The organism is Mesorhizobium sp. M4A.F.Ca.ET.022.05.2.1 (assembly GCF_003998845.1).
GTDB lineage: Bacteria > Pseudomonadota > Alphaproteobacteria > Rhizobiales > Rhizobiaceae > Mesorhizobium.
This window is the reverse complement of sequence record NZ_RZOJ01000004.1, coordinates 1-21,994: the sequence shown is the minus strand read 5'-3', so window position 1 is coordinate 21,994 and position 21,994 is coordinate 1. Positions and strand designations below refer to the sequence as shown.

Here is a 21,994-nt window from a genome sequence, read left to right as displayed (position 1 = left end):
TCCGCCGGCCGATTACGGTCTGAAGATAGGCACAACACACTATCGAGAGTTCCGCACATGACTATACCCGCCATCGTCTGTTCCGGCTTGTGGAAAATTTTCGGGACGCGCAAAGGGAAAGCCCTCGCGGCGGCCCGCGATCGCGGGTTCAGCAAGAGGCAAGTCCTTGAAGAATTCGATTGCGTTCTGGGTGTGGCCGATGTGTCCTTCTCGGTCGAGCCCGGCGAGATCTTTTGCATCATGGGGCTGTCCGGCTCAGGGAAATCGACGCTTGTCCGCCATCTCAATCGGCTGATCGAACCAACCGCAGGCGAGGTTCGGATCGGCGGAAATGCCATCAACAAACTTTCGCCGTCTGAACTCCGGACCCTTCGCTCAGAGACGGTCGGCATGGTCTTCCAGCACATGGCGCTGCTGCCGCACCGCACCGTCTACGACAATGTTTCCCTCAGTCTCGAACTCCGAGGCAAATCACGCAAGGAGTGCCGCCGCGTGGCGGAAGAAAACCTCAAGCTCGTTGACTTGAGCGGTTGGGGCGAGCGTTACCCGGACGAGCTCTCGGGCGGGATGAAGCAGCGGGTGGGGCTTGCCCGTGCCATGGCGGCAGACCCGCAGATCCTGTTACTGGACGAGCCGTTCTCAGCGCTCGACCCGTTGATCCGCCGCCAACTCCAACAGCAGTTCCTAGACCTCGCGAAGGTCGTCCAGAAAACAACGGTGTTTATCACACACGACCTCGACGAAGCCATTCGCCTGGGCGATCGTATTGCGATCATGAAGGATGGTAAGTTCGTTCAAGTGGGAACGCCGGAAGACATCGTAACCGCGCCCAAGGACCGCTATGTCGCTGATTTCGTCTCAGGCATTTCGCTGCTCAATCTCGTCACTGCCAGGAAGATCATGCAGCCGCGGGACAGCATAGCGACGCTTTCTGAAAAGAAATTCCAAGCGCTCCCCCGCGTGCAAACCACTGACAAGCTCTCCGCTGTGATCAGCACCGCTGCGGATGGCGGCGATCTGATCGCAGTCTATGACGGCAGCGAGCCGGCGGGCGTCGTCACCCGGCGCGCCCTGTTTTCAGGAATTCAAGGCGTGATATCGAGCCCCAAGGCCGTGAGTGGTTTGAAATCGGGAAAAATTTGCCAGTACGGGGGCAGCTCTGCCCCCTCAATCCGCCCAACAAGCTCTGGAAGATCAATCGATATGGACACAGCTGCGCTCTCTGCTCACAGCGACGAAGGCAAGAAATGAGCGAACCGACCTTGTCCCGTGCTTAGTAGAAGTGCTCGCGCAGTGCCCCGGCGCCCTGCATGCTGAACAGTCTGAAACTACTTTCGTGAAGGACCCCGCCGTCGCCCTTTCGCGGCGATGACTTACGTTCCGCCCGGGCGATCCACGCGCGGTGGACGCAACGGGCTTTAAATCCGCACGCCCATTTTACCACCGCCGATCTGACACATTTAAATTGGTCCTATTGAAGACTTGCCACCCACCCACGGCTGTGGTCGATCGTAGGGACCGGTACTGAGGACGTCTGCCTACAAGGCCTTGAGCCGCTCCACCGCGGTTAGGGCTGATATCTCTCGGGCCTTGGCCAGCATCACTACTTTCAAGGTCTCCCAACAAGAGACGGCATTGGGGATACGGACACCTAGACGCTTGACGTATAATTGCTCGCGTTACGTATCGAAGCTGCATCCCTTGCGAAGACGCGTTGCGCAGCTATCCACTCATTCCTATAGGTGTTTGTAACTCAGGCCCGCACTTTTTCAGCCTTCGGATCGTACATCGGCTTCAACGATGCTTCCGCCGCGAAGCGTTCGCCGGCGATTTCGATCTCGTAGGATGAAGCCAGCACATCGGCCTCGCTCTCGCCCCGGCATGGCACATAACCCAGCCCTACCGCGCCGCCGAGGTGATGGCCGTAATTGCCTGATGTGATCGGACCGACGATCTTGCCGTCGCGCAGGATCGCCTCGTTATGGAAGAGCAGGGGCTCTGGATCCTTAAGCCGGAACTGGACGAGCCGGCGTGACAGGCCGGCTTCCTTTTTGCGCAGCACGGCATCGCGGCCGATGAAGTCGCCCTTGGCGGTCTTCACCGCGAAGCCGAGGCCGGCCTCCAGCACATTGTCCTCGTCGGTGATGTCGTGGCCGAAATGCCGGAAAGCCTTTTCGATGCGGCAGGAATCCAGCGTGTGCAGGCCGCAGAGTTTCAGGCCGACATCGGCACCGGCCTCGTCGATCGCTTCGAAAACGTGTGCTGCCTGGTCGGTCGAGACATAGAGTTCCCAGCCGAGCTCGCCGACATAGGTGACGCGGTGGGCGCGGGCCAGGCCCATGCCGATCTCGATCTCCTGGAATGTGCCGAACGGATTTTTCTCATTGGAGAAATCGTTCGGGCTGACCTTCTGGATCAGCTTTCGCGCATCCGGACCCATGAGACAGAGCACGCTTTCGGCCGCCGTTACGTCGGTGACGACAACGAACTGCCCGCCGACATGGCGGCGCAGCCAGGCGAGGTCACGCTGCAGCGTGGCGCCTGGGACGACGAGGAAGAACGCCGTCTCCGACAGGCGCGAGACCGTCAGGTCGCTCTCGATGCCGCCGCGTTGGTTGAGCATCTGGGTGTAGACGATCTTGCCCGGCGCGACGTCCATGTCGTTGGCGCAGAGCTTCTGGAGGAAGGCACAGGCGTCGCGGCCTTCGACACGGATCTTGCCGAACGAGGTCATGTCGAACAGGCCGACCTTGTTTCGGACCGCGAGGTGTTCCTCGCGCTGGTTGTCGAACCAGTTCTGCCGCTTCCAGGAATAGCGGTATTCGCGCTCCTGGCCCTCGCGTGCGAACCAGTTGGCGCGCTCCCAGCCGGCGACTTCGCCGAACACCGCGCCGCGCGCCTTCAGATGCTCATGCAGGGGCGAGCGGCGGACATTCCTCGAGGTCGCCATCTGCCGATAGGGGAAATGGTCGGCATAGAGCAGGCCGAGCGTCTCGGAGACGCGCTCCTTGAGATAGCGTCGGTTCTTCTGGAATGGCTGGGCGCGGCGGATGTCGACCTCCCACAGGTCGAAGGGCGCTTCGCCGTCATTGATCCACTGCGCCAGCGCCATGCCGGCGCCGCCGGAGGAGACGATGCCGATCGAATTGTAGCCGGTCGCCATCCAGTAGCCGGACAGCTCCGGCGCCTCACCGAGATAGTAGCGGTCATCGGGCGTAAAACTCTCCGGACCGTTGAAGAAGGTGTGGATGCCGGCGGTCGCCAGCATCGGCATGCGGTTGACGCCCATTTCGAGGATCGGCTCGAAATGCTCCATGTCCTCAGGCAGTTGGTCGAAGCAGAAATCCTCGCTTATGCCGTCCATGCCCCACGGCTTGGCCACCGGCTCGAAGGCGCCCAGCATCATCTTGCCGGCGTCTTCCTTGTAGTAGGCGCACTCGTCCGGCACCCGCAGCACCGGCAGACGGGTGAGGCCGGGGATCGGCTCGGTGACGAGATAAAAATGCTCGCAGGCGTGTAGCGGGATGGTGACGCCGTTCTGCGCTCCCAGTTCGCGCGCCCACATGCCGGCGCAATTGACGACGATGTCGGCCTCGATCGTGCCTTGCTCTTCGCCTTGCGCCCAGGACACGCCGGTGACGCGGCCGGCCCTGGTATGGACCTTGGTGACCTTTACGTTCTCGACGATGGTGGCGCCGCGCTGGCGCGCGCCCTTGGCCAGCGCCATGGCGATGTTTGCGGGGTCGCACTGGCCGTCGAGCGGCAGATGCACGGCGCCGACGACGTCCGAGACATTCAGATGCGGATACATCTGCTTGACTTCATTGGGAGAAATCTCGCGGACATCGACATCGAAGGCACGCGCCAGCGATGCTTGCCTGTAGATCTCGTGCTTGCGCTCCTCGGTCAGCGCCACGGTGATCGAACCGACCTGGCGCATGCCGGTGCCGACCTCGGTCTCGGCTTCCAGCTTGACGTAGAGGTCGGCGGAATATTTCGCCAGCCGGGTCATGTTCTGCGAGCCGCGCAACTGGCCGATCAGGCCGGCGGCATGCCATGTCGTGCCTGACGTCAGCTGCTTGCGCTCCAGAAGCACGATGTCGGTCCAGCCGAGTTTGGCCAGGTGATAGGCGACGGAGCAGCCGGAAACGCCGCCACCGATGATGACCGCTCTTGCTTTGGCGGGAATGGCTTTGGCGGTCATGCGGCCTCGCGGCGGTAGCTGGAAGCGAAACGGCGCAGCCGGAGCGCTGCTTCTTGCAGCATAGGTTCGGGCTGGCAGAGGCTGATGCGGATATGGCCTTCTGGCACGGGGGTGAAGTGGCGCCCTGCGTCACATTCACCTGTCGCCTGCAACGACGATAGTGCGCCTTGATGGGCATTTTCTAAGCCGACCACCCGCTGCCTATTCATGGAGCGACATCCACAAGTTGATGCCCCCTCCGCAGAACGATGCGCAGGGTTTGTCACATCGAAATTGGGCCGCTCTACCACCGAGTTCCCACCTACCTCCGATGCAGAGTTGCCTGGGCATGCTTGTCCTCCGTTAGCGCGACGTTCATTGTTGGTCAGATTAGGCGTCTCTGACCCAACCCATGCGATAAACTCGACCCGTTTGACTGCCCTCTGCGCTCTTGACGTAGCCGAGCGCCACCTCGCTCGCCGGCACCGCCGCGGTGCCAGGAAAGAAGTCGCCGTAGAGCTGAACCGACTCCTGTACGAGAGTCGGACTGACCAGATTGATCCGCAGCCCCCGCCCAAGCTCGATTGCCGCGCTGCGTACAAAACCGTCTAACGCGCCATTGACCAGGGCGGACGAGCTTCCCTGCCGGATGGGATCTTCGTTGGTTAGACCCGAGGTCAAGGTAAATGATCCGTGGTCGCGGATACGCTTGAGACCCTTCGCTACGAGATTGACCTGCCCCATCAACTTACTGCGCAGCCCGATTTCGAACTGTTCATTCGTGAATTGGTTCAGCGGGGCGTAGTGCACGGCCCCTGCTGTGCAGATCAACGCGTCAAATGCACCGATCTTGTCGAATAATTGGTCGATAGAGTTCGGCTCGGCGATGTCGACGTTGAATAAGCCGCTAGTTCGCCCGACTCCTATAATGTTGTGCCGCTTGCCAAGTTCGGCCGCTACGGCCGACCCGACAATCCCAGTCGAACCAACCAGGACAATTCGCATAGGGACTCCCCTGGATATCCTGACGGCTAGGAGGCGACCTCAAACAGCGGGGCAAGTGCGGCGCGAAGCGCCATGTCCTGGTCCGCCGAGAGTTTTGCCAATGGCTTGCGGACATTCCCGGTTCCGAGGCCGCGCAGTTGCGCGGCTCTCAGAACAGAAGGCGTATATGGTGCCCGCCAGATAAAAAGCAACGAGGGCAGCATCCGCTGCCAAAGTGCCAGAGCCCTCTCCAAATCCTTCGCTGCCACAAGGTTGTACAATTCGACAGCCTCAAGAGGCATGTAGTTTGCTGCGCCCCAGATAACACCGCGCGCGCCTGCCATCAGCGCATAGAGGGTTGTTGTATCGCAACCATTTAGCACCTTGCCTCCCGTCTGCAGATACTCCTGATGCACGGTGAAGTCGCCGGCACTATCTTTGATGTAATTGAAATGCTTGAGACCGCTCAGTCGATCAAAAAGGCGTGGCGAAACCGCGATCCCGGTAGCCTGCGGGATGTTGTAGCCCACAATATCCACGCCAACCGCCGCGTCGATTTCCCTGTAGAAATTGAAAATTCCATCCTCGTCTGACGGACCTTCGAGATACGGCGGCAAAATCATCAGCGCGTCCGCGCCGACCGATTCAGCTTGCTGTGACCGCCGTATGACTTCGTCCATATTCAGGGCCGAGGTCTGGCAGACAACGTTGCAGCGTCCTGCGATGCGCTTCGCCCCGAGCTCGTAGAGCCGATTGCATTCGGACTCGGTCAGGTAAGGGTGCTGGCCTGTACCTGCCCCAAGAACCAAGCCGTGAACTCCCGCCGATACGTATTTTTCGATCAACTCTTCGAAGAGGCCGTAATCGATCGCACCGGTAGGTTCGAACGGTGTCTGCATTGCAAGATTGATGCCCTTCAGGTCCGCCATTGCCGTTCCTCTTATTGCTAGACTTCCGCGCCTGCCTGCCTGAAACGAAGAGCGGTCACGAACCGGACGCCCATTGATGTGACAAGTCTCGGATAAGTCCTGCTCGGAGCGGCCCGCGTCTTCAGGATATCGATCACAGCCGAAGATTGCCCCGTGGCCAGTTCGGCGACAGCCTTGCCAAAGGCAGCCCCTCGAGCGACGCCGGTTCCATTACAGAAGGCGGCACCATAGACGTCGTGCGCCAACTCGCCGAAGACCATGCCGCCATTTTGCGCGAGCGTAAGCAGACCACCCCAGCTGGCCTCAAAGCCGATTGACGAAAGCCCGGGCCATCGGCGGTCAAATGCTACCTGCTGCTGGGTCCGCGCCCTAAGGACATCTTGTTTGGTTGTTTTGAAATTAGTCGCATACGAGTAAACGTTTCTAAGGAAAAGACGGTTGTCTATAGTACGTCGCACCGTCGTCCCAAAGCTATCGGCCGGAATAAGCCCATATGTTCGCTTGTTGCCCACGTTGGAAAGCTCGCTCTCAGTGAGCTGTCTGGTCATGCTCGCGAACGTGTAGAGTGGTATGGCTCGGTTTTCGAAGAAGCCAAATCTCGTCAGATAACCCGATGCGCAGATGATGACCTTCGAAGCCCTGATTGTTCCAGCAGGCGTCTCGCAGATGTGCTTCGGCGCACCGAACTGGACCGCCACAATGGCGGTGTTTTCATGGATGGTAACGTTCTCGGGGAGGCTGTTTACGGCGTTCTTGAGATACTTCGCAGGCTGGACCAGAATCGTGCCAGGGTGATGCAAAGCTTTGACGTAGTGCTTACTGCCGGTGATCGACTGAATTTCAGGGGCTTCAACCCAGCTGTACTTCTGTCCAAGCTTATCGAGCGCCTCCGAAAAGCGGTGTAGATCGGCAACGCCGTGAGACGTGGCCGCGCTGTGGTATTTCCCCTGCGGGTCCCAATCACAGTCTACCCCATGCTCCTCGACGGCGGTTCGAATGTAGGCGATGCCCTCAAGGTTGACGTACAGCTCTTCCTTGTTTCCCCTAATGTCTTCAACGAAGTCGCGTTTTCGGGGATTGTGCGCGAGATCGATGACGAAGCCCATGCACCGCCCCGATGCATTGTCCCCGATACGTCCGGCGTCGACGAGGATTACCGAAGACTGGGGGTTGAGTTCGGCAAATCGGCGGGCCGCGTGAAGCCCCATCCAGCCGCCGCCAATGACCAGGCAATCGCATGTGACATCGCCTTGCTGCGGCACTAAGGGTAGCTCCGGTCCCGACGTGCGGTACCACCCTGAGACTGTTGGCTCCGGATGCGGTGCTTGGACGACAATACGCTCTCTTGTCTTTGTTTGATTCAAAGAGTTCACTGCCAACTCGCTCGGTGAAGGCGGCCGGTGGGTAGTGCACCGCTCGCTCTGGCTTGTTCCTGTTTCGAATAAACGATGTGTCGTTCGTCTCGTAGACGGAAAATATGCGGTCTGATATAGACCTGCTTCATGTCCAAGCTTCGCAATCTTGTCCCATCGACGCATTCGCTTTTCGTCTTCGAAGCGGCGGCCCGAACGCTGAGTTTCAAGAACGCGGCCAGCGAACTCAACGTGACGCAGCCAAGTATCTCGCATTCGATCAAAATGTTCGAAAAGCATTGCGGGACGGCACTCTTTGTCCGAGACAATCGGGGAGTGCAGCTGACCGAGCCCGGCAGGCAGCTCTACGATGAGGTGCGCAACAGCTTCCGCCGTCTGGAACAGCGGCTTGAGACCATCACTGATCGCGGAACGAAGTACATAACTTTCGCAGCTTCGACATCTCTGGCGGCACATTGGCTCGCGCCTCAACTCTATCATTTCCAGGAAGAGCATCCGGACGTCAGGATCAAGGTGGTCGCCACCGACCGCGATGTCGAGCCAGATCATGAGATCGACGTGACGGTTTGGGTGCGGCCCCGGAATTTTGAAAGGGCCAACAGCTGGTTCGTTTGCGACGAGATCATCTTTCCCGTCTGCTCACCGGCATATCTTCTGTCGCACCCCGCTCCCCAAGCCGTCGAAGATCTGATCCACCATCAACTGATTCATTCGTCCGATGCTTTTCGCAAGCGCCTGGATTGGCCCGAATGGGTCGAGTTGGCAGGCGGCGATGCCAGCGACATCAAGCCCAATATCGTGTTCAATGACTACCAGCTAACGCTTCAAGCGGCTCTGGCTGGTGAAGGAATAGCATTGGGGTGGTCCCTTACCGCCCAGCAGTTGCTCGACAACCGCCTCCTGGTCAAGCCATTGCCAACCCAAATCCAGACCGACAGGGCCTTCTTTCTGTTGGCCAGCGAGGATGCCAGCAAGAACAAGAGATGCAAGATTTTGGTTGACTGGTTTCTCGTCCAGTCTGAAGAACTCCGCCCGTGACCTGAATTGCCCCTCACCCTATCCGCCTCTGGATATAAACTGGATTTAAGACAAGCGAAAGCTTTTGCGCATTCTCAGGACAATTGCCGGCGCCTATCATCAGCGCGAGATTAAGCTAGGGTCCGCCCCTATTGGACGGCCGGGCCACTGATGTTTGACGCGGGATGCGGGTCATTCCGCTGAGGGTGACGCGATGATGGACACTGATATTCCCGCAATCCGGCGCCGCACAGGCCAGTCTTCCGGTTCCCAGATTCACCTGCGGGAATAGTGGCTGGCAGCCTGAAAATCAACTCCCAAGGCTTCGAACCGGAAGCCTGATCGGTGCCCCATCGAGATGGGGCGCCGACCTCCTTTGAATTGAGCATCAGGTGAACCAACATGGCTGACGAAGAGATCATCCTTTCCGAGCTGTCCGACGAGGAACTCGTGCAGCAGATGCACGACGACCTTTATGACGGGCTGAAGGAAGAAATTGAGGAAGGCACGGCCATCCTGCTGGAGCGCGGATGGGCGCCCTACAAGGTGCTCACCGAGGCGCTGGTCGAAGGCATGCGCATCGTCGGCGAGGATTTTCGCGACGGTATCCTGTTTGTTCCGGAAGTGCTGCTGTCGGCCAATGCGATGAAGGCCGGCATGTTCATCCTGCGCCCGCTGCTTATCGCCACCGGCGCGCCAAAGCAGGGCAAGATGGTGATCGGCACCGTCAAGGGCGACATCCACGACATTGGCAAGAACCTCGTCGGCATGATGATGGAAGGCGCCGGCTTCGACGTCATCGACCTCGGCATCAACAATGCGGTCGAGAAGTATATGGCGGCGATTGAAGAGCATAAACCTGATATTGTCGGCATGTCGGCGCTGCTGACCACCACCATGCCCTACATGAAGGTCGTCATCGACACGATGAAGGAAAAGGGCATTCGCGACGACTATGTCGTGCTGGTCGGCGGTGCGCCGCTGAACGAGGAATTCGGCAAGGCCGTCGGCGCCGATGCCTATTGCCGCGACGCGGCGGTGGCTGTCGAGACCGCCAAGGACTTCATGAAGCGCAAGCATAACACCCGTAGTTGAATGGCTGCGGTGCCAACCCTGAAGGCGCCGGTGTCGTTTGCGGCCGCTCGATGTTGATCACCATCAACCAGGATGTATGACCTTATGAATGCGCCATTTTCAACAGGAGATCATTCGCGGATCGTGGGATGGAACCCCAGCCGGCAGGTGATCGACACGCAGGACGTATACCGACTGGTTATCCTGGCACTTCCCGGATTTTCGCTACTCAGCCTTTCGTCATTTGTAGATCCCCTTCGCATCGCGAATTCTGTGTCCGGTCGATCATTCTTCGAGTGGACGATTGCAAGCCTGGATGGCCAGCCGGTTGAATGCGCCAGCGGGTTCGTCCTGTCGGTCGGCAGCGACTTCGCTAGCACCGGCGAATGCGTTCCGGCTGGCAAAGGTACGAACATGGTCATTGTCTGTGCAGGCGAACGGGTCGAAAGGCAGACGTCTGCTGCTCTCAGCAAGATTCTTCGGCTTTGCAAGCGGCATGGTGTTCCAATCACAGCGTTGGGTACGGCGACATGGCTGTTGGCGGACAGCGGGTTGCTGGACGGCACCGCGTGCACAATCCATTGGGACAAGAGAGCCGCTTTCTCTGAAAAATTTGGCCGGCTTCAGGTCACTGACCGGCTATTCGTTCGTGATAGTCACCTCCTCACTTGCGCAGGAGAATTTGCGTCGTTCGACCTCGTTATGGAGCTGATCAGCGAACGCCTCGGCAGAGACATTGCGTTGACCGTCTGCCGACATACGACTGCCGGGTATTGGCGCCCTGCCTCTGATAGACAATGGACCATGAATGGCGGCGAAGCCGGCATCTGCAAGCCGGTCGCCGAAGTGATTCGCATTATGGAGGAGCATATTGAGGACCCGCTGCCCTTACGCGACATCGCAAGATGTGTCGGCCGCTCACAGCGTCAGATTGAACGGCTCTTCCAGCGATCGGTTTCGTTGTCTCCCATGCGCTTTTACCTGCATTTGAGACTTAGCCGCGCGAAGCGTCTCATTGCACAAACAGAGTTGCCGATTATTGAGATCGCGGTCGCCTGTGGTTTCGTGTCGGCCTCACATTTTTCGAAGTGCTTCCGCGAAGCCTTCGGCGCCAACCCCAGTACCTGTCGCGGCTGACCCATACTCGGTGACGCCCCCTTACGAGCCCCGCAAAACCCACGTGCCATCAATTGGCAAGCACCTCGGCAGCCTGGCTTTCGCGCTCAACGCGATCGGGCCGATGCTCCGATGGGAGCCGAGGCGTCGAAGAGCACCGTGCCTGACGTCGACCGAAGAAGCCATCGTCGTCTGCCGCTGGATGACGTCCTGGGCTGTCCGAGAGGACACCATCCAAAGCCCAGCTTAGCGCCTCATCACTGACTCCAGCGCCAGGGCAATCCTGACCTGCCCCAAAACGGCGATAGTCCCAGCGGACGCCTCCTTCGGCCGCAAATCTTCGACCGCATCTGCATTGCCAATGGCAATCGAGCACCGGGCTGATCAACCCGTACCAGCTCATTCCGGACCCACCACATAGCAGGCCACTGGAATTGATAGAGCTGACAACGTAGGAGGCGCGCGGGATTTTCATGAGTTCGCGGGCAGTGCTGTACGCTGGGTCGCAAGTTCACAACCCGACACTTTGTCGGCTTTGTTGTTTGCGGACAGGCTTCGTTGGAGCAATGTTGTGTTGTTGTGCCTCAGCCTGATAGCAGAATTCATCAAAATTGCTTTTCTTCGGGCTTTTGGCCAATTGGCACGAGCTTTGATTCTCACATTTGAGAGTTGGCATCAGGAGCCGAATAGCCGCTTCCGATTATGCCTATCAGAGGAGTTGCCATGAATACCGTCGATCAGCAGACGACACTGGAACAAGTCGCACGACAGCGCATCAGGGACGCCCTCGTACTCGAGGGCGACGCCGATCGCCTAACCCAATTCTATCGGGGATGGGCTGGGGCCTACGATGTGGATGTTGGCTCCGAGGGGTACTACGGCCCGATGATCGTGGCGGAACTAGCGGGCACCGTGCAGGCAGCCTATTTGAGCAGCGAGCGAACTGCCATCACAATCCTGGATGCTGGCTGCGGAACAGGCCTTGTCGGCGTGCAACTGGAACGCCTCGGCTTCGGGCTGATCGATGGGTTCGATCTTTCCAAAGAGATGGCCGAAAAGGCGCGGCAAACCCGAGTCTACCGTCATGTCCAAGACTGTGTCGACCTTAACGGAGTACTCTCTGAGTACGCCGACGCGGGCTATGATATCACGGTTTGCTGCGGTGTCTTTACACTTGGGCACGTTAGACCAGACGGGCTGCGCGAGCTGGCTCGCGTCACGCGCCCGAAAGGATTCATCATCACAAGCATCCGCAAGAGCTACGCCGAGGCCGCATTCTTCGAGGACGAAGCGCGGCGTCTGCAGGATGAGGGCGTTCTTTTACTGGCGCAGTGTCTAAGCAACGGCAGATACGTGGCCGAGGAGCGTGCGGACTATTGGGTCTTTCAAGTGCCCGAGAAGGTCAGCGCGGCAGAGCGACAGGGGTTGTGATCATGCTCTGCCTCGGGAGCGAAACCCTGTTGTGGATGACCTAAAGACGAGTAGGGGTATTTCCAGCACGGTGGCGCGTTTCAGTACTACTTCGCGTCACGATAAATCCAAATGGCCGGCAGCTATGCGTCGGCTTCAATCGGCAAAACAAAGGTGTACTAATGTCCAAAGGTTTAGTAGCCAGACTAGACGATAAGCTGCGCGCAAAACGCGAAAGCTTTGACAAAATACCGGTGGTCGACATCGGACCGCTCCTCAACGGTACGAACAAACAGGTGGTGGCCAGGGAGATACGGTGGGCGCTTTCCAATACTGGATTCATGTATGTGAAGAACCACGGAGTCCCGCAGGATTTCATACAATCGGTGTTTGATGTGAGCCGCAGGTTTTTTAATTTGCCATTGTCGCAGAAGTCGTCACTGCATATTGGCAATTCCGATTCGGCCTTTCGCGGTTACATTGAGCTGTTCGGCGAGAACACCGATCCGGGCAAGACCAAAGACCTCAAGGAGTGCTTCGACTTCGGACCTGAACGTTCGACCTTAGAAGGTCCCTTTTTTGGTCCTAACCAGTGGCCCTCAGGTTGGCCCGAGTTTCGGGAGCTGACATACAGATACCATCAAGAGATGGTGGGCCTATCGAAAAAACTTTTGCAGGGAATTGCGCTCAGTCTGGACCTGGCGGAAAGCTATTTCGAGGACCTCATGCGGAACCCGATCAGCATTCAGCGGCTGCTTCACTACCCGCCGCAGAGTGGTTATATCAGCGAAGACATGATCGGAATCGGCGCCCACACCGACTACGGCAATTTGACCATCCTTGCACAGGACGACGTCGGCGGTCTTCAGGTCATGAACCGAGACGGCGATTGGGTACAAGGCACGCCGATCCACGGTACTTTCATAATCAACGTCGGGGACCTGCTTCAGCGGCTCACCAACGGTGTCTATCTGGCCAACCTACATCGCGTAGTGAATAGCTCAGGGCGTGAGCGATACTCAATCCCCTTCTTTATCGATGCTGATTTCGATGCGATCATTGAGCCATTGGCCTCATGTGTCACTGACAGCAACCCTCTGCGCTACCGGCCGGTGACTTGCGGCGAACACAAACTCGGGCGTTTCGCAGCAAGTTATGCTCATTTGGCCAAAGCATGAGAGAGCGGGCCGCCGCCTACTCGCGTGACAATACACTGCGGGGTCGAAGCGGCCCAGTCGAACTCAGAAAACGCCATAGGTGGGACAGTATTGTCACGCATTAGTCCCTTGACCGCGCCTTTGAAACTCAATGTGCGCGGCATCTGGCGGCAACAGGGGTTTTGCAGCCACTTCCTGCGGTATGCTAACGCTTTCGAGACCTGGACCCCCGGCTGGCGTGTCACGCGCACCATCCGCAGCAGGATAAACTGCTCGCTTGCAGACGCGTTGTCACCACTTCGCCTGCTGGTCTGTCGGATTCGCTACACACGCGTGATAGGCAATCTCTTCGTTAGCCTCAGTCAAATAGCCGAGAGAAATCAAAATCCTCGGCTGCCGGGCGGGTGAATCGGCACGATTTTTGAGTGTTTCCTGGGAGAGACAGTAGGCGCCGCTGACTGGGACCTAAGGCGCAAAACATGGACAAGCCCCCAACTTCGTAAATTACTTGGAACCATCGGGATTTTAGGAGGACGTTCCGAAAACAGCGAAATTCCAAGCGACCTCTGGCGAAAAGTACTCATCCCTCAATCGAGCAGGCGAAAGAAACAGTATGTCTGATACTCACATAAACCAAGATCTGTCTATTTTGACGGATGACGTCGCGTGCGCAAAGCAGCTCAATGCCCGCAACGTAAAAATCCTCAGCACGGGAGGAGAAAGGGGGCGCGGGGTATTCGCTGCTCGCGACTTCCTGCCGGGGGAAATTGTCGTCATCGGGCTAATTGACCGTATGGAAACGGTTCGAACGACAAACTCCTTTCAACTGGACTGGAATGTCCATGCTCTCTTTCATAAGCCGGCTGTCATTGTGAATCATTGTTGTGATCCAAACTTAGCGATTGTGCCCAATCGCTTCGGGGCCTACGACTTCGTCGCCATTCAGCATATCTCTTCTGGCGCCGAAGTGACGTGGAACTACGCTACATCGGAATTCGAGTGCATTGGGGTATCGGTATGTCTTTGTTCGTCTAGAAATTGCCGAGGCTCAGCCGGAGGCTTCTCCACATTGCCTCGCGATCATCCTCTGCTCGTATCGGGTTTTTACGCACCGTACCTCAAGAAAACCCAAGGCACCTTCCAAGAGAGAGATAGGGTTGCTTAGCCCCAGGGAACGCAACATGCGTCGGATGACCTGCTCGTTGGCAGTGCCGCCCTGACAGTGTTGCGCGCCGCGGTGAGCGTGCGCGGCCTCTGGCCAGTAGCGGACTTCAGATGAACTGCCTTGAACCAACGTGTGCGCACAATCTGTGCAATCCCCTGCGCGTCACCTGTCAATGCCACTCGTCCCCAAAAGTGCCGAAGTAAAATTCCCCAGTTTCGCCGCTCAGGCTGTCCCGGTGGGGGTGTCCATTTTTCGGTGGCCGGCCGCGCGGTCGCGATGGTGAATTTAATGTCGGCAATGTGATGGAGGCTTTTGATCGCAAGTGTTCTGGCATGAGCTCGGCGTGCTGGCGGAGCCGATAACTCGATCCTTCGATCTGGACGACGACCGCATGGTGAAGCAGGCGATCGAGAAGTGCGGTTGCGACGAGGGTCGCCGAAGACCTCGCCCCATTCGGCGAAGCCGCGATTTGAGGTAACAATCATTGCGCCCTTCTCGTAGCGGGCGTTTGCGAGTTGGAAGAACAGATTGCCGCCACCGTGGACGACGGGCAGGTAACCGAAGCGTCGACGCTCGTGCGTGAGGTCGCGCAGCCGACCACGCAGCTGTGTCTCTGGCGGTCGGCCAGACTGGTATCAATCATCTTGCGATCGGCGCCGACGAAGGACAGGCCCGACGCTCCGATAGGCCCATGACGGCCTGCAGATGCGCTACGGATTCGCGCTTGGCGGCGGGTCCTAACTTTTTTCGACAGAAGCTCGCGCACTGCCGAGGCTTCGAGCGTCGGCGAGCAGCTTCTTTAGCTTGGCGTTCTCGTCTTCCAAGGCCTCAGGCGCTTGGCGTCGGAGACGTCCATCCCGCCATACTTGGCCTTCCAGCTATACAGCGTCGCCTCGGAGATCCCGTGCTTGCGGGCAAGATCGCCAGCCTTCGCACCCTCTTCATGCTCGCGCATAACCGCGATGATCTGCTCTTCCGTAAATCGCTTTGTCTTCATCAGTCCGTAATCAAGGACCCTGACTCTAGTCTCAGATGGAGGAAATTCTCAGTGGCAGGTCTGTATTCAGGTGCTGCTGCCCCATCGCAGTCTGGCGCGAGGACTCTAAACGCCCAGACCGACAGCAACTGACAAAATGGCGGATTCGAAACAAACACCTGACAAAAATGTCCGCATCATTACACATGGATGTTTTCAAAGGTAAATTAATGCCGTCAGCGGGCGTTCAGCGCGCTGGCACGGCCTTTGCTGGTTGAAATGCGGCAAAACTGATTGACGGCTGACTGCATCGAAGCCCGCCTGACGATAGAGGCCTCCTTTCAGTCGACTCGGTGCACCGTCTCTCAGGGAACAGCTTGCCATAAAGCCGCGCAGCTTTGGGATGGCGTTGGAGAGCAATATGGTTTTGCAGATGGGGTCGCCGGCTCCTTCGATCAATGTGGAGACTTGGGTGCGCGGCGAGCCCATCGCACATTTCCAGCCCGGCAAAGTATACGTCGTCGAATTTTGGGCAACTGGGAGTGAACCATGTGCGGCGGCGATGCACCATCTGATGCAGATGCAGGAAAGGTTCAAGCACAGTGGGCTCGAGGTCATCGTGGTCGCGGCTCATGAAGGCGCGCTATCGACGGTTGAGGCGCGGGTCAAGCTGGACGCGTGGTTGACCGAAAAGTGCTCGAACCTGAATTTTCCGATCGCGTTCGACCATACGGGCCAAATGAAAAAGCGTTGGATGGAAGCAAGCTTTTCTGGCGAATTTCCGATCTTGTTTGTAATCGATGCAGACGGTCGTATCGCCTATATCGGTCACGCTACTCGACTTAACGAGGTCTTGGCGAGAGTGCTCAACGGCCGCTGGCGCACCAGCGACGCATCGAAAGTCGACTCGAAGCGGATCGCCGAGCGCGAACAAGCGTTGACCAAGTCAATTAATAGGAGATTTTGGGCCGCAGTGAGAAAAGAGGACTGGGAGACGGCACTCTCAGCAGTCGAAGAGGGCAGCGCCTTGATGCCCGACGACATCAACTTCCGCTTGGCTCAGGCGCATGTATTGCTTCACAGAATGCAAGACATGCCGGCCGGGTTGCCTGTCATACGCCAATTGGCTCGCGACGCGATCGAAAGGAACTCCGAGCATTGGCTGCTGGCAACATTAGACCAACTTTTCGGTCCGGCGCACGACCACTCGCACTTTCCGTCTCATGAGCGCTTCGCGCTCGGCAAAGAGTTGGCCGAGCATATCCTGGCACGCAATCCACTCCAAGGCGACGGCCACAAGTTCCGGACTTATCCGGCGGTGGCTCGATACTATCACGAGAGCGGCAACCAAGATCGTGCGATTGAGCTAATCGAGTTCGCACTGAAATCGCTGGACAGTGCGGACCCTATGCTGGACGAGCTGAAACAACACCTTCTACCGAACTTGCTGCAGGCCTTAGCCAACTACAAGGGTGAGGAGGTTTATTACGGCGCCCTCTGTGCGGCTCCGCAAAGCAATGTCCTGAAGGCACGATCGCAGGGCGGGCCGAGGAGAAAGCATAAAAGGGTTTGATAGCAAGAAGGGCTTACGGGCCAATTCGTTCAGGCATATGGGTCCATCGCAGCTGAATTGGCATCAATATACAGGGTGTTACTAAACATGTTCTGAGGATGCCTTTGAAACCCATGAAATCATGGTGGTATGGGACAAAGCCCGGGCACCTAACGAAGAAAGAAGCGTCAGCGCAGATGCTCGCATTTCAGTTCAAATCGACTAAGAGCAACGAATCGCGGCGCCGGACCGGGCTCGTGCGTCGCGCACGGCCATCAGGTTGGGCCTTCGGAGTCAGAGACGCCTATTCATCTTGCGGCCGCTTAATGGTCGCATCGCCGACGGGGTGGAGTAGGCCTTGACCACGCGGGAGAAGGTGTCCGGATTAAACCGGCCTGCGCGTGCGTCTCGCGTCGGCATGCTTGTAACGGTGAATGGCGAAAGGGCAGCCGAATGAAGCGTTTTATGGGGAAGGTCGCCTTAGTGACCGGGGCTAGCCGCGGCATTGGGGCGGCAATCGCCGACAGACTTGCCAGCGACGGGGCCAGAGTATTTGCGGTTCAGCTCGAGGCGACCGGTCATAGAGAAGGGATAGTCGCGGACCTTTGCGACCCCGGCGTTCCGAACATGGTAATTGACCATGTCGTTCGACAGGCTGGCCGCCTCGATATCCTGGTCAACAACGCTGGGTGCATGGTTGAAGCAAGGGTAGATGATACCGGGCTTGACGAGTGGCGACGCACAATGGCGCTGAATCTTGATGCTCCTTTCCTGCTGATCCGTCGCGCCATGCCTCATCTTCGCAGAAGCCGTGGCTCAATCGTCAATGTTGGCTCGATAGAGGGATTGGCCTCTAACCCAGGGCACGCGGCATATTGTGCCTCGAAGGCTGGGCTGCATGGCCTTACACGCGCCGTAGCGGTGGACGGCGGGCAAGACGGGGTGCGCTGCAATGGCGTAGCGCCTGGTTGGATCGATACGGATCTCAATGTCGATTTCGTCGCCGCTTTGCCCGAGAAGGCACTGGAACGGCTTGGTACCATTCATCCGTTGGGCCGAACAGGCCGCGTTGAGGAAGTTGCCGCCATGGTCGCATGGATTGCCTCCGACGAAGCTGCATTCGTCACCGGCCAGATTTTTGTCGTAGACGGTGGCCGAACTGCCAAGTTAAGTCTTCCGTGACGGTTAGTCGTATTTCGAACTGGGGCGGGCCGCTGGAACGCCATCCTCCCGCTGGCACCTGCCTTGTCGCTATCAGCCGCGACGTCGAGAACCGGGTCCGTCTGATGGTAAAGGAATATGGCGCCCAGTTCCGCCGCTCGGCAACGTCAGAGAATGATTGCCTACGGACATCTGCTGGGGCCAATCTCCGAGGCGGCGGTGCATTTAGGGTGAAATTTGCCGTGAACAGGAGAAGGCTCGATGGCAAATCTGGTCCTTCTACGTGGAGACGAGCGCCCCCGCCGCGGCGTGTTCGAGCGAGAGAGCATGCAATGTTCGCATGCCTTGGCGATGTGTTGTTTAGCGGCGCTGAGCTTGCTGCCATGCCTTCACCGCTAGGGCTGAACCAGGCGCGGATGTCCATGTGGGACCCAGCTCTCCTGGACCAGGAGGCATCTCATGCCGGTCTTGGCGGCGACCGCAGCGACCATGCGCGTATGGTTGGACTGCACGCCACCGGTTGTGACGAGCGTATCGGGCATCTGGCGCGATCGCGTCGGGCGGCGTCGTCATGAGCCAGGCGGTGCTGATCGCTGTCGGCATCGATTGGGACGGCCGGCGCCAGATCTTGGCCGTCGAGATGGCTAATCGCGAAAGCCGCTCGGCCTGGAGGGATTTCCTCGTCGCGCTGAAGGCGCGCGGGCTCAGGGGCGTCGAACTGGTCGTGTCCGACGATCATGCCAGCCTGGTGGCGGCGATCGGCGGGGTGATCCCCGAAGCCCGCCTGGCAGCGCTGCTACGTGCCTCAGGAACGCGCTCGATCACCTGCCGAGAAATCGTGGCGATGATTGCCTGCAGGAGTTGCGCTGGCTCTACGACCGCGCGATCTCGCCGAGGCCAAGGCCGATCTCGCCGCATGGCTTGCCAAATGGTCGGGCCGCTATCCGCGACTGACGAGCTGGGGAGAGGAGACCATCGAATGCACGCTGACCTTCTTTTGCCTGCCGCGCCAGCACCACAAGCACCTGAAGTCCACCAACATGCTGGAACGCCTCAACGAGGAAATCCGCCGGCGCACCTATGTCGTGCGCATCTTCCCGAACGCCGAAAGCTGCCTGCGCCTGGTCAGGGCGCTGGCCGTCGAAACCAACGAAAACTGGATGGAGGCCAACCGCTACATCAACATGGATGACCTGCGCGAGCACAAGAAGCTTGCTTTGCGCCAAGCCGCATGACCAGCTCAGAAAGAGCACGCGGCCGAAGTAGCCGGCCTGAAGCAGCAGCGAACAGGCCAGCGTCGTGACGACTGCCACACGGAGAATCCAAAGCGAAGTAAACCATCGACGCATTGCTGCACAGGACCAGCCCCACGAGCCGACAAAAAGATGAAGTGCAACGCCGTTCTCCTGGTTTTCGCCAGATCATGTTGCGAGCTGGTCGGCCGCAACATGCGTCTGGCAGTTCTTGGGGCAGACGCGGCCGCAGGCTCCGCAGCCTATGCAGCGGCCGGCATCTTCGACAACCATGATCATGCGATTGAGCTTGCCGTCGAAATCGTCGTCCTCGTCATCGCAGGGGCCGAGGATTTCACCCGCATCATCAACGCCGTGAAGATGCATCACATCGCGCGAGCAGACCTTGAAACAACGGCAGCAGCCGATGCAGGTCTTGCTATCGATGGAGGTCAGGTACGACGGCATCCAAATGGAGCCGTCACGGGTGGTGAATGTGCGCATCATCCTAAATTCTTCATTGAAGCGAGTTCTCTCTTGGCAACATCCAACTCGGCATAAACGGCTTGGGTTTTCTCGGCGACTTCCTGTATGTCGGCCCACTTGCCCGGCAGACCCTCGACAAGGTCCTGCAATGCCATCTTGGCAATAGCTGCACGCAACTGGAGCTTTCGGACTTTCTTCCTCATCTTATCTAGGTCTGACATAGATCCTTTCTGGAACAATGGTTTTGTTGATGCGCTCCATCTCGGGCTAGGCTTCAATGGCTGCAGTCGCATCGTCGACCAGTTTCGTACCGGCCTCAGCAAGTTTGCGGAAAGTCTCGAAGCCGAACCGGTGGACGTCTCGACAGAACGCCCAACCGCTGGAAGCCCGCAGGGGCTTCATTCCAATTATTGGCGACGTCGACACGCCGGAGCGCTCCTCGATCGCAAGCGCTACGGCGGTGTAAAACATGTCGAGCCTCCACAGCGCGTCAGGATCGGGATCGCCGCCAAAGGGTACCGCACGTTGCTGTTGCTTGGTGATGATGAACTCGGCCAGCAGCTCGGCATCCGAATGGCCTTCCCATAAGCCGAAGGAATCCTGAGTACGAATGAGCCGCAGGAGGCATTTGACGAACGGGGAAGCAAGGGCTTCTTCGTCATTGTTGACAGCAGGGCCAACCGGAGGAATTTCGTTGTTCGTCATTTCAGTCTTCGTCTTCGAGGTACGATTTCCTTTTCCTGCGATGCCCACTCCGGGTCCGCTTGCGTGGCCGACGAATGGCTTGGGCGGGCCAACCCCAAGAGTGCCCCGTGGCCGACCTCGACATGTCCACGAGTGCGAGACCTGCGGCGCGAATTCGCGGCGCACATCGTCTGCGCCGCGATCCGACCGGTGGTCAACGCAATTGAAATCCAACCTGCCGCAAGCCGCCGCCCTGCTGCATCGACATACTTGCTGCGAAGAGAGCTTCGATGGGCGGATTGGCCAGTGTTCAATTCCAATTGTCAGTCCCTTCGCGATTCTTGCTCAGGAAGTGACTGCGTTTTGAGTTTCGGGTGCCTTCTTTTGCGGAGCCACACAAAGATCCGCGTGACAGGCAGGCTCACCCGTGTAGTTGGCCAGTGCTTCGAGCAATGGGGTAAGATAGTACTGTTTGGTGTGGTCCGGAATTGGCCCCAGCCGGTCCACCGATTTCAGTGCCACCTCGATCAACTCGATTGCGCGATCTTTGTTGCCGCTCTCGTAATAATACTGAGCTACCGGGAGGTACCGGCGGTATTTAAACGGGCCATCGCCGTTCGGGGGATTGAGTGCCAGTATCTGTTCCGAGAGCTCGTTGCCCATCGCAAAGCGCTCCGCGCGCGGAAGATGGGAATTGTCCATCGTGGGATCGAAGAGTTGGTTGAGGGCCAAGGCCATCCACGACACCGCGTCGGACGTTTTGTCGATCGCGTCCTCGACCAATTCTCGCATGACCGGCATGCCGGTCTTGATGTCGCGCAGCTTGTGAAGCAGAAGATCCGCATGAATCTGCCGAAAATCAAAAGAGTCTGGCATCAAGGCGAGGCCTTCTTCGATGGCCAAGAGCGCCGCCGTCCAATTCTCGGCCTGCATCGCCGGCTCAAGTTTGGCGTATATCGGCCCGGTAAGCGACATTTCGCGCGCTGCAAGTTGGTTATGCGCGATGCGCTTTGCATCGGCGGCTTTCGCTTCATAGCTGCTGCGCCAGCTGCCGTTAAGGACTTTCGGCAAAACGTCATCGAGTTCCGCCGGGTGGCCGATAAAAGCGATGTGGCCGTCGCGGTCGACCACGAACGAGGTGGGAATCCCAATCGAAGAGCTGGGATCCATCCAGAGCTTGTTCATTTCGCCAATGTAATCGAACCCGATACGATAATTCAGATTCGGGAACTTCTCGGTCAGCCAGGCATCCACGTTGGTCCGCGCCTCGTCTGCGGTAGGACCCTGTTCGCAGGCGGCAACTCCGACCGCCTCAAATCCGCTGCCTTCATATTTCTCCTGCAGTTCGATCAAATGGGGCATGGCGTCGACACATGGTCCGCACCAAGTCGCCCAAAACTCAACGAGGTAGACCTTGCCGGGCCGAAAGTTCGTGAGGGGCTCGCCACGCAGCCAGTTCTCCACTTTGATCGCAGGAGCCGGGGACCCCATACGC

General features: G+C 58.3%; 18 protein-coding genes and 5 pseudogenes. 10 read left to right on the top strand and 13 right to left on the bottom strand.

What is annotated here, in order from left to right:
• Positions 1–57: 57 nt before the first annotated feature.
• A complete protein-coding gene (locus EN745_RS01235) occupies positions 58–1,251 on the top strand; it encodes a betaine/proline/choline family ABC transporter ATP-binding protein (RefSeq protein ID WP_126080622.1) in 1,194 nt (397 codons plus the stop codon).
• Positions 1,252–1,753: 502 nt separating this feature from the next.
• Here EN745_RS01235 and EN745_RS01230 read toward each other — a convergent pair.
• The 4 genes from EN745_RS01230 to EN745_RS01210 all read right to left on the bottom strand — a co-directional run bounded on the left by EN745_RS01230 (position 1,754) and on the right by EN745_RS01210 (position 7,358).
• Positions 1,754–4,204 (bottom strand): FAD-dependent oxidoreductase, encoded by a 2,451-nt coding sequence (locus tag EN745_RS01230; RefSeq protein ID WP_126080621.1) that lies wholly within the window; start codon positions 4,202–4,204, stop codon positions 1,754–1,756.
• A gap of 369 nt (positions 4,205–4,573) precedes the next feature.
• A complete protein-coding gene (locus EN745_RS01220; RefSeq protein ID WP_126080619.1) occupies positions 4,574–5,188 on the bottom strand; it encodes a short chain dehydrogenase in 615 nt (204 codons plus the stop codon).
• A 26-nt stretch (positions 5,189–5,214) separates the two neighbouring features.
• Positions 5,215–6,096 (bottom strand): dihydrodipicolinate synthase family protein, encoded by an 882-nt coding sequence (locus EN745_RS01215; RefSeq protein ID WP_126080618.1) that lies wholly within the window; start codon positions 6,094–6,096, stop codon positions 5,215–5,217.
• 17 nt (positions 6,097–6,113) lie between these two features.
• On the bottom strand, positions 6,114–7,358 hold the full coding sequence (locus EN745_RS01210) for an FAD-binding oxidoreductase (protein WP_245459658.1): 1,245 nt from the start codon (positions 7,356–7,358) through the stop codon (positions 6,114–6,116).
• A gap of 240 nt (positions 7,359–7,598) precedes the next feature.
• Between EN745_RS01210 and EN745_RS01205 the strand changes: the two genes are divergently transcribed.
• The 6 genes from EN745_RS01205 to EN745_RS01180 all read left to right on the top strand — a co-directional run bounded on the left by EN745_RS01205 (position 7,599) and on the right by EN745_RS01180 (position 14,408).
• Positions 7,599–8,507: a LysR substrate-binding domain-containing protein gene (locus EN745_RS01205; protein ID WP_126080616.1), complete on the top strand. Its 909-nt coding sequence runs from the start codon at positions 7,599–7,601 to the stop codon at positions 8,505–8,507.
• 381 nt (positions 8,508–8,888) lie between these two features.
• Positions 8,889–9,581, top strand: a complete 693-nt coding sequence (locus EN745_RS01200; RefSeq protein WP_126080615.1) for a B12-binding domain-containing protein — start codon at positions 8,889–8,891, stop codon at positions 9,579–9,581.
• Positions 9,582–9,665: 84 nt separating this feature from the next.
• On the top strand, positions 9,666–10,697 hold the full coding sequence (locus tag EN745_RS01195; protein WP_164762826.1) for a GlxA family transcriptional regulator: 1,032 nt from the start codon (positions 9,666–9,668) through the stop codon (positions 10,695–10,697).
• A 702-nt stretch (positions 10,698–11,399) separates the two neighbouring features.
• Complete coding sequence (locus EN745_RS01190; RefSeq protein ID WP_126080613.1) at positions 11,400–12,107, top strand: class I SAM-dependent methyltransferase; 708 nt, start codon at positions 11,400–11,402, stop codon at positions 12,105–12,107.
• A gap of 161 nt (positions 12,108–12,268) precedes the next feature.
• A complete protein-coding gene (locus EN745_RS01185) occupies positions 12,269–13,264 on the top strand; it encodes a 2-oxoglutarate and iron-dependent oxygenase domain-containing protein (RefSeq protein ID WP_126080612.1) in 996 nt (331 codons plus the stop codon).
• Positions 13,265–13,856: 592 nt separating this feature from the next.
• The gene (locus EN745_RS01180) at positions 13,857–14,408 is read left to right on the top strand and encodes an SET domain-containing protein-lysine N-methyltransferase (RefSeq protein WP_126080611.1); all 552 of its coding nucleotides are present in this window, start codon (positions 13,857–13,859) and stop codon (positions 14,406–14,408) included.
• 169 nt (positions 14,409–14,577) lie between these two features.
• On the opposite strand, the pseudogene EN745_RS35875 reads toward EN745_RS01180, so the two are convergent.
• The 3 genes and pseudogenes from EN745_RS35875 to EN745_RS35870 form a co-directional block, all read right to left on the bottom strand.
• Positions 14,578–14,968, bottom strand: a pseudogene (locus EN745_RS35875) (ATP-binding protein); the annotation flags it as partial.
• A pseudogene (locus EN745_RS01175) lies at positions 14,963–15,405 on the bottom strand (transposase); the annotation flags it as partial. The pseudogenes EN745_RS01175 and EN745_RS35875, both read right to left, overlap by 6 nt.
• 195 nt (positions 15,406–15,600) lie before the next feature.
• Positions 15,601–15,873 (bottom strand): hypothetical protein, encoded by a 273-nt coding sequence (locus EN745_RS35870; RefSeq protein ID WP_189353850.1) that lies wholly within the window; start codon positions 15,871–15,873, stop codon positions 15,601–15,603.
• On the opposite strand from EN745_RS35870, the gene EN745_RS01170 reads away from it, so the two are divergent.
• Both EN745_RS01170 and EN745_RS01165 read left to right on the top strand, forming a co-directional pair.
• Positions 15,857–16,957, top strand: coding sequence for a redoxin domain-containing protein (locus EN745_RS01170; RefSeq protein WP_348526306.1), 1,101 nt, complete (start codon positions 15,857–15,859; stop codon positions 16,955–16,957). The genes EN745_RS35870 and EN745_RS01170 overlap by 17 nt on opposite strands.
• A gap of 432 nt (positions 16,958–17,389) precedes the next feature.
• Positions 17,390–18,118, top strand: a complete 729-nt coding sequence (locus tag EN745_RS01165) for an SDR family oxidoreductase (protein WP_126080609.1) — start codon at positions 17,390–17,392, stop codon at positions 18,116–18,118.
• A 401-nt stretch (positions 18,119–18,519) separates the two neighbouring features.
• On the opposite strand, the pseudogene EN745_RS01160 reads toward EN745_RS01165, so the two are convergent.
• A pseudogene (locus tag EN745_RS01160) lies at positions 18,520–18,633 on the bottom strand (aminocyclopropane-1-carboxylate deaminase/D-cysteine desulfhydrase family protein); the annotation flags it as partial.
• A 26-nt stretch (positions 18,634–18,659) separates the two neighbouring features.
• Between EN745_RS01160 and EN745_RS01155 the strand changes: the two are divergent.
• Positions 18,660–19,332, top strand: a pseudogene (locus tag EN745_RS01155) (transposase); the annotation flags it as partial.
• 36 nt (positions 19,333–19,368) lie between these two features.
• On the opposite strand, the pseudogene EN745_RS36715 reads toward EN745_RS01155, so the two are convergent.
• The 5 genes and pseudogenes from EN745_RS36715 to EN745_RS01130 all read right to left on the bottom strand — a co-directional run.
• Positions 19,369–19,446 (bottom strand): annotated as a pseudogene (locus tag EN745_RS36715) (hypothetical protein); the annotation flags it as partial.
• 72 nt (positions 19,447–19,518) lie between these two features.
• Positions 19,519–19,836 (bottom strand): ferredoxin III, nif-specific, encoded by a 318-nt coding sequence (gene fdxB, locus EN745_RS01145; protein WP_189343318.1) that lies wholly within the window; start codon positions 19,834–19,836, stop codon positions 19,519–19,521.
• On the bottom strand, positions 19,833–20,036 hold the full coding sequence (locus tag EN745_RS01140; RefSeq protein WP_063169367.1) for a CCE_0567 family metalloprotein: 204 nt from the start codon (positions 20,034–20,036) through the stop codon (positions 19,833–19,835). The genes fdxB and EN745_RS01140 overlap by 4 nt, the downstream gene beginning before the upstream one ends.
• A gap of 46 nt (positions 20,037–20,082) precedes the next feature.
• Positions 20,083–20,520, bottom strand: a complete 438-nt coding sequence (locus EN745_RS01135) for a DUF269 domain-containing protein (protein ID WP_127420354.1) — start codon at positions 20,518–20,520, stop codon at positions 20,083–20,085.
• Between the two features lie 324 nt (positions 20,521–20,844).
• The coding region (locus EN745_RS01130; RefSeq protein ID WP_145968441.1) for a TlpA disulfide reductase family protein at positions 20,845–21,994 on the bottom strand (1,150 nt) is incomplete at its 5' end.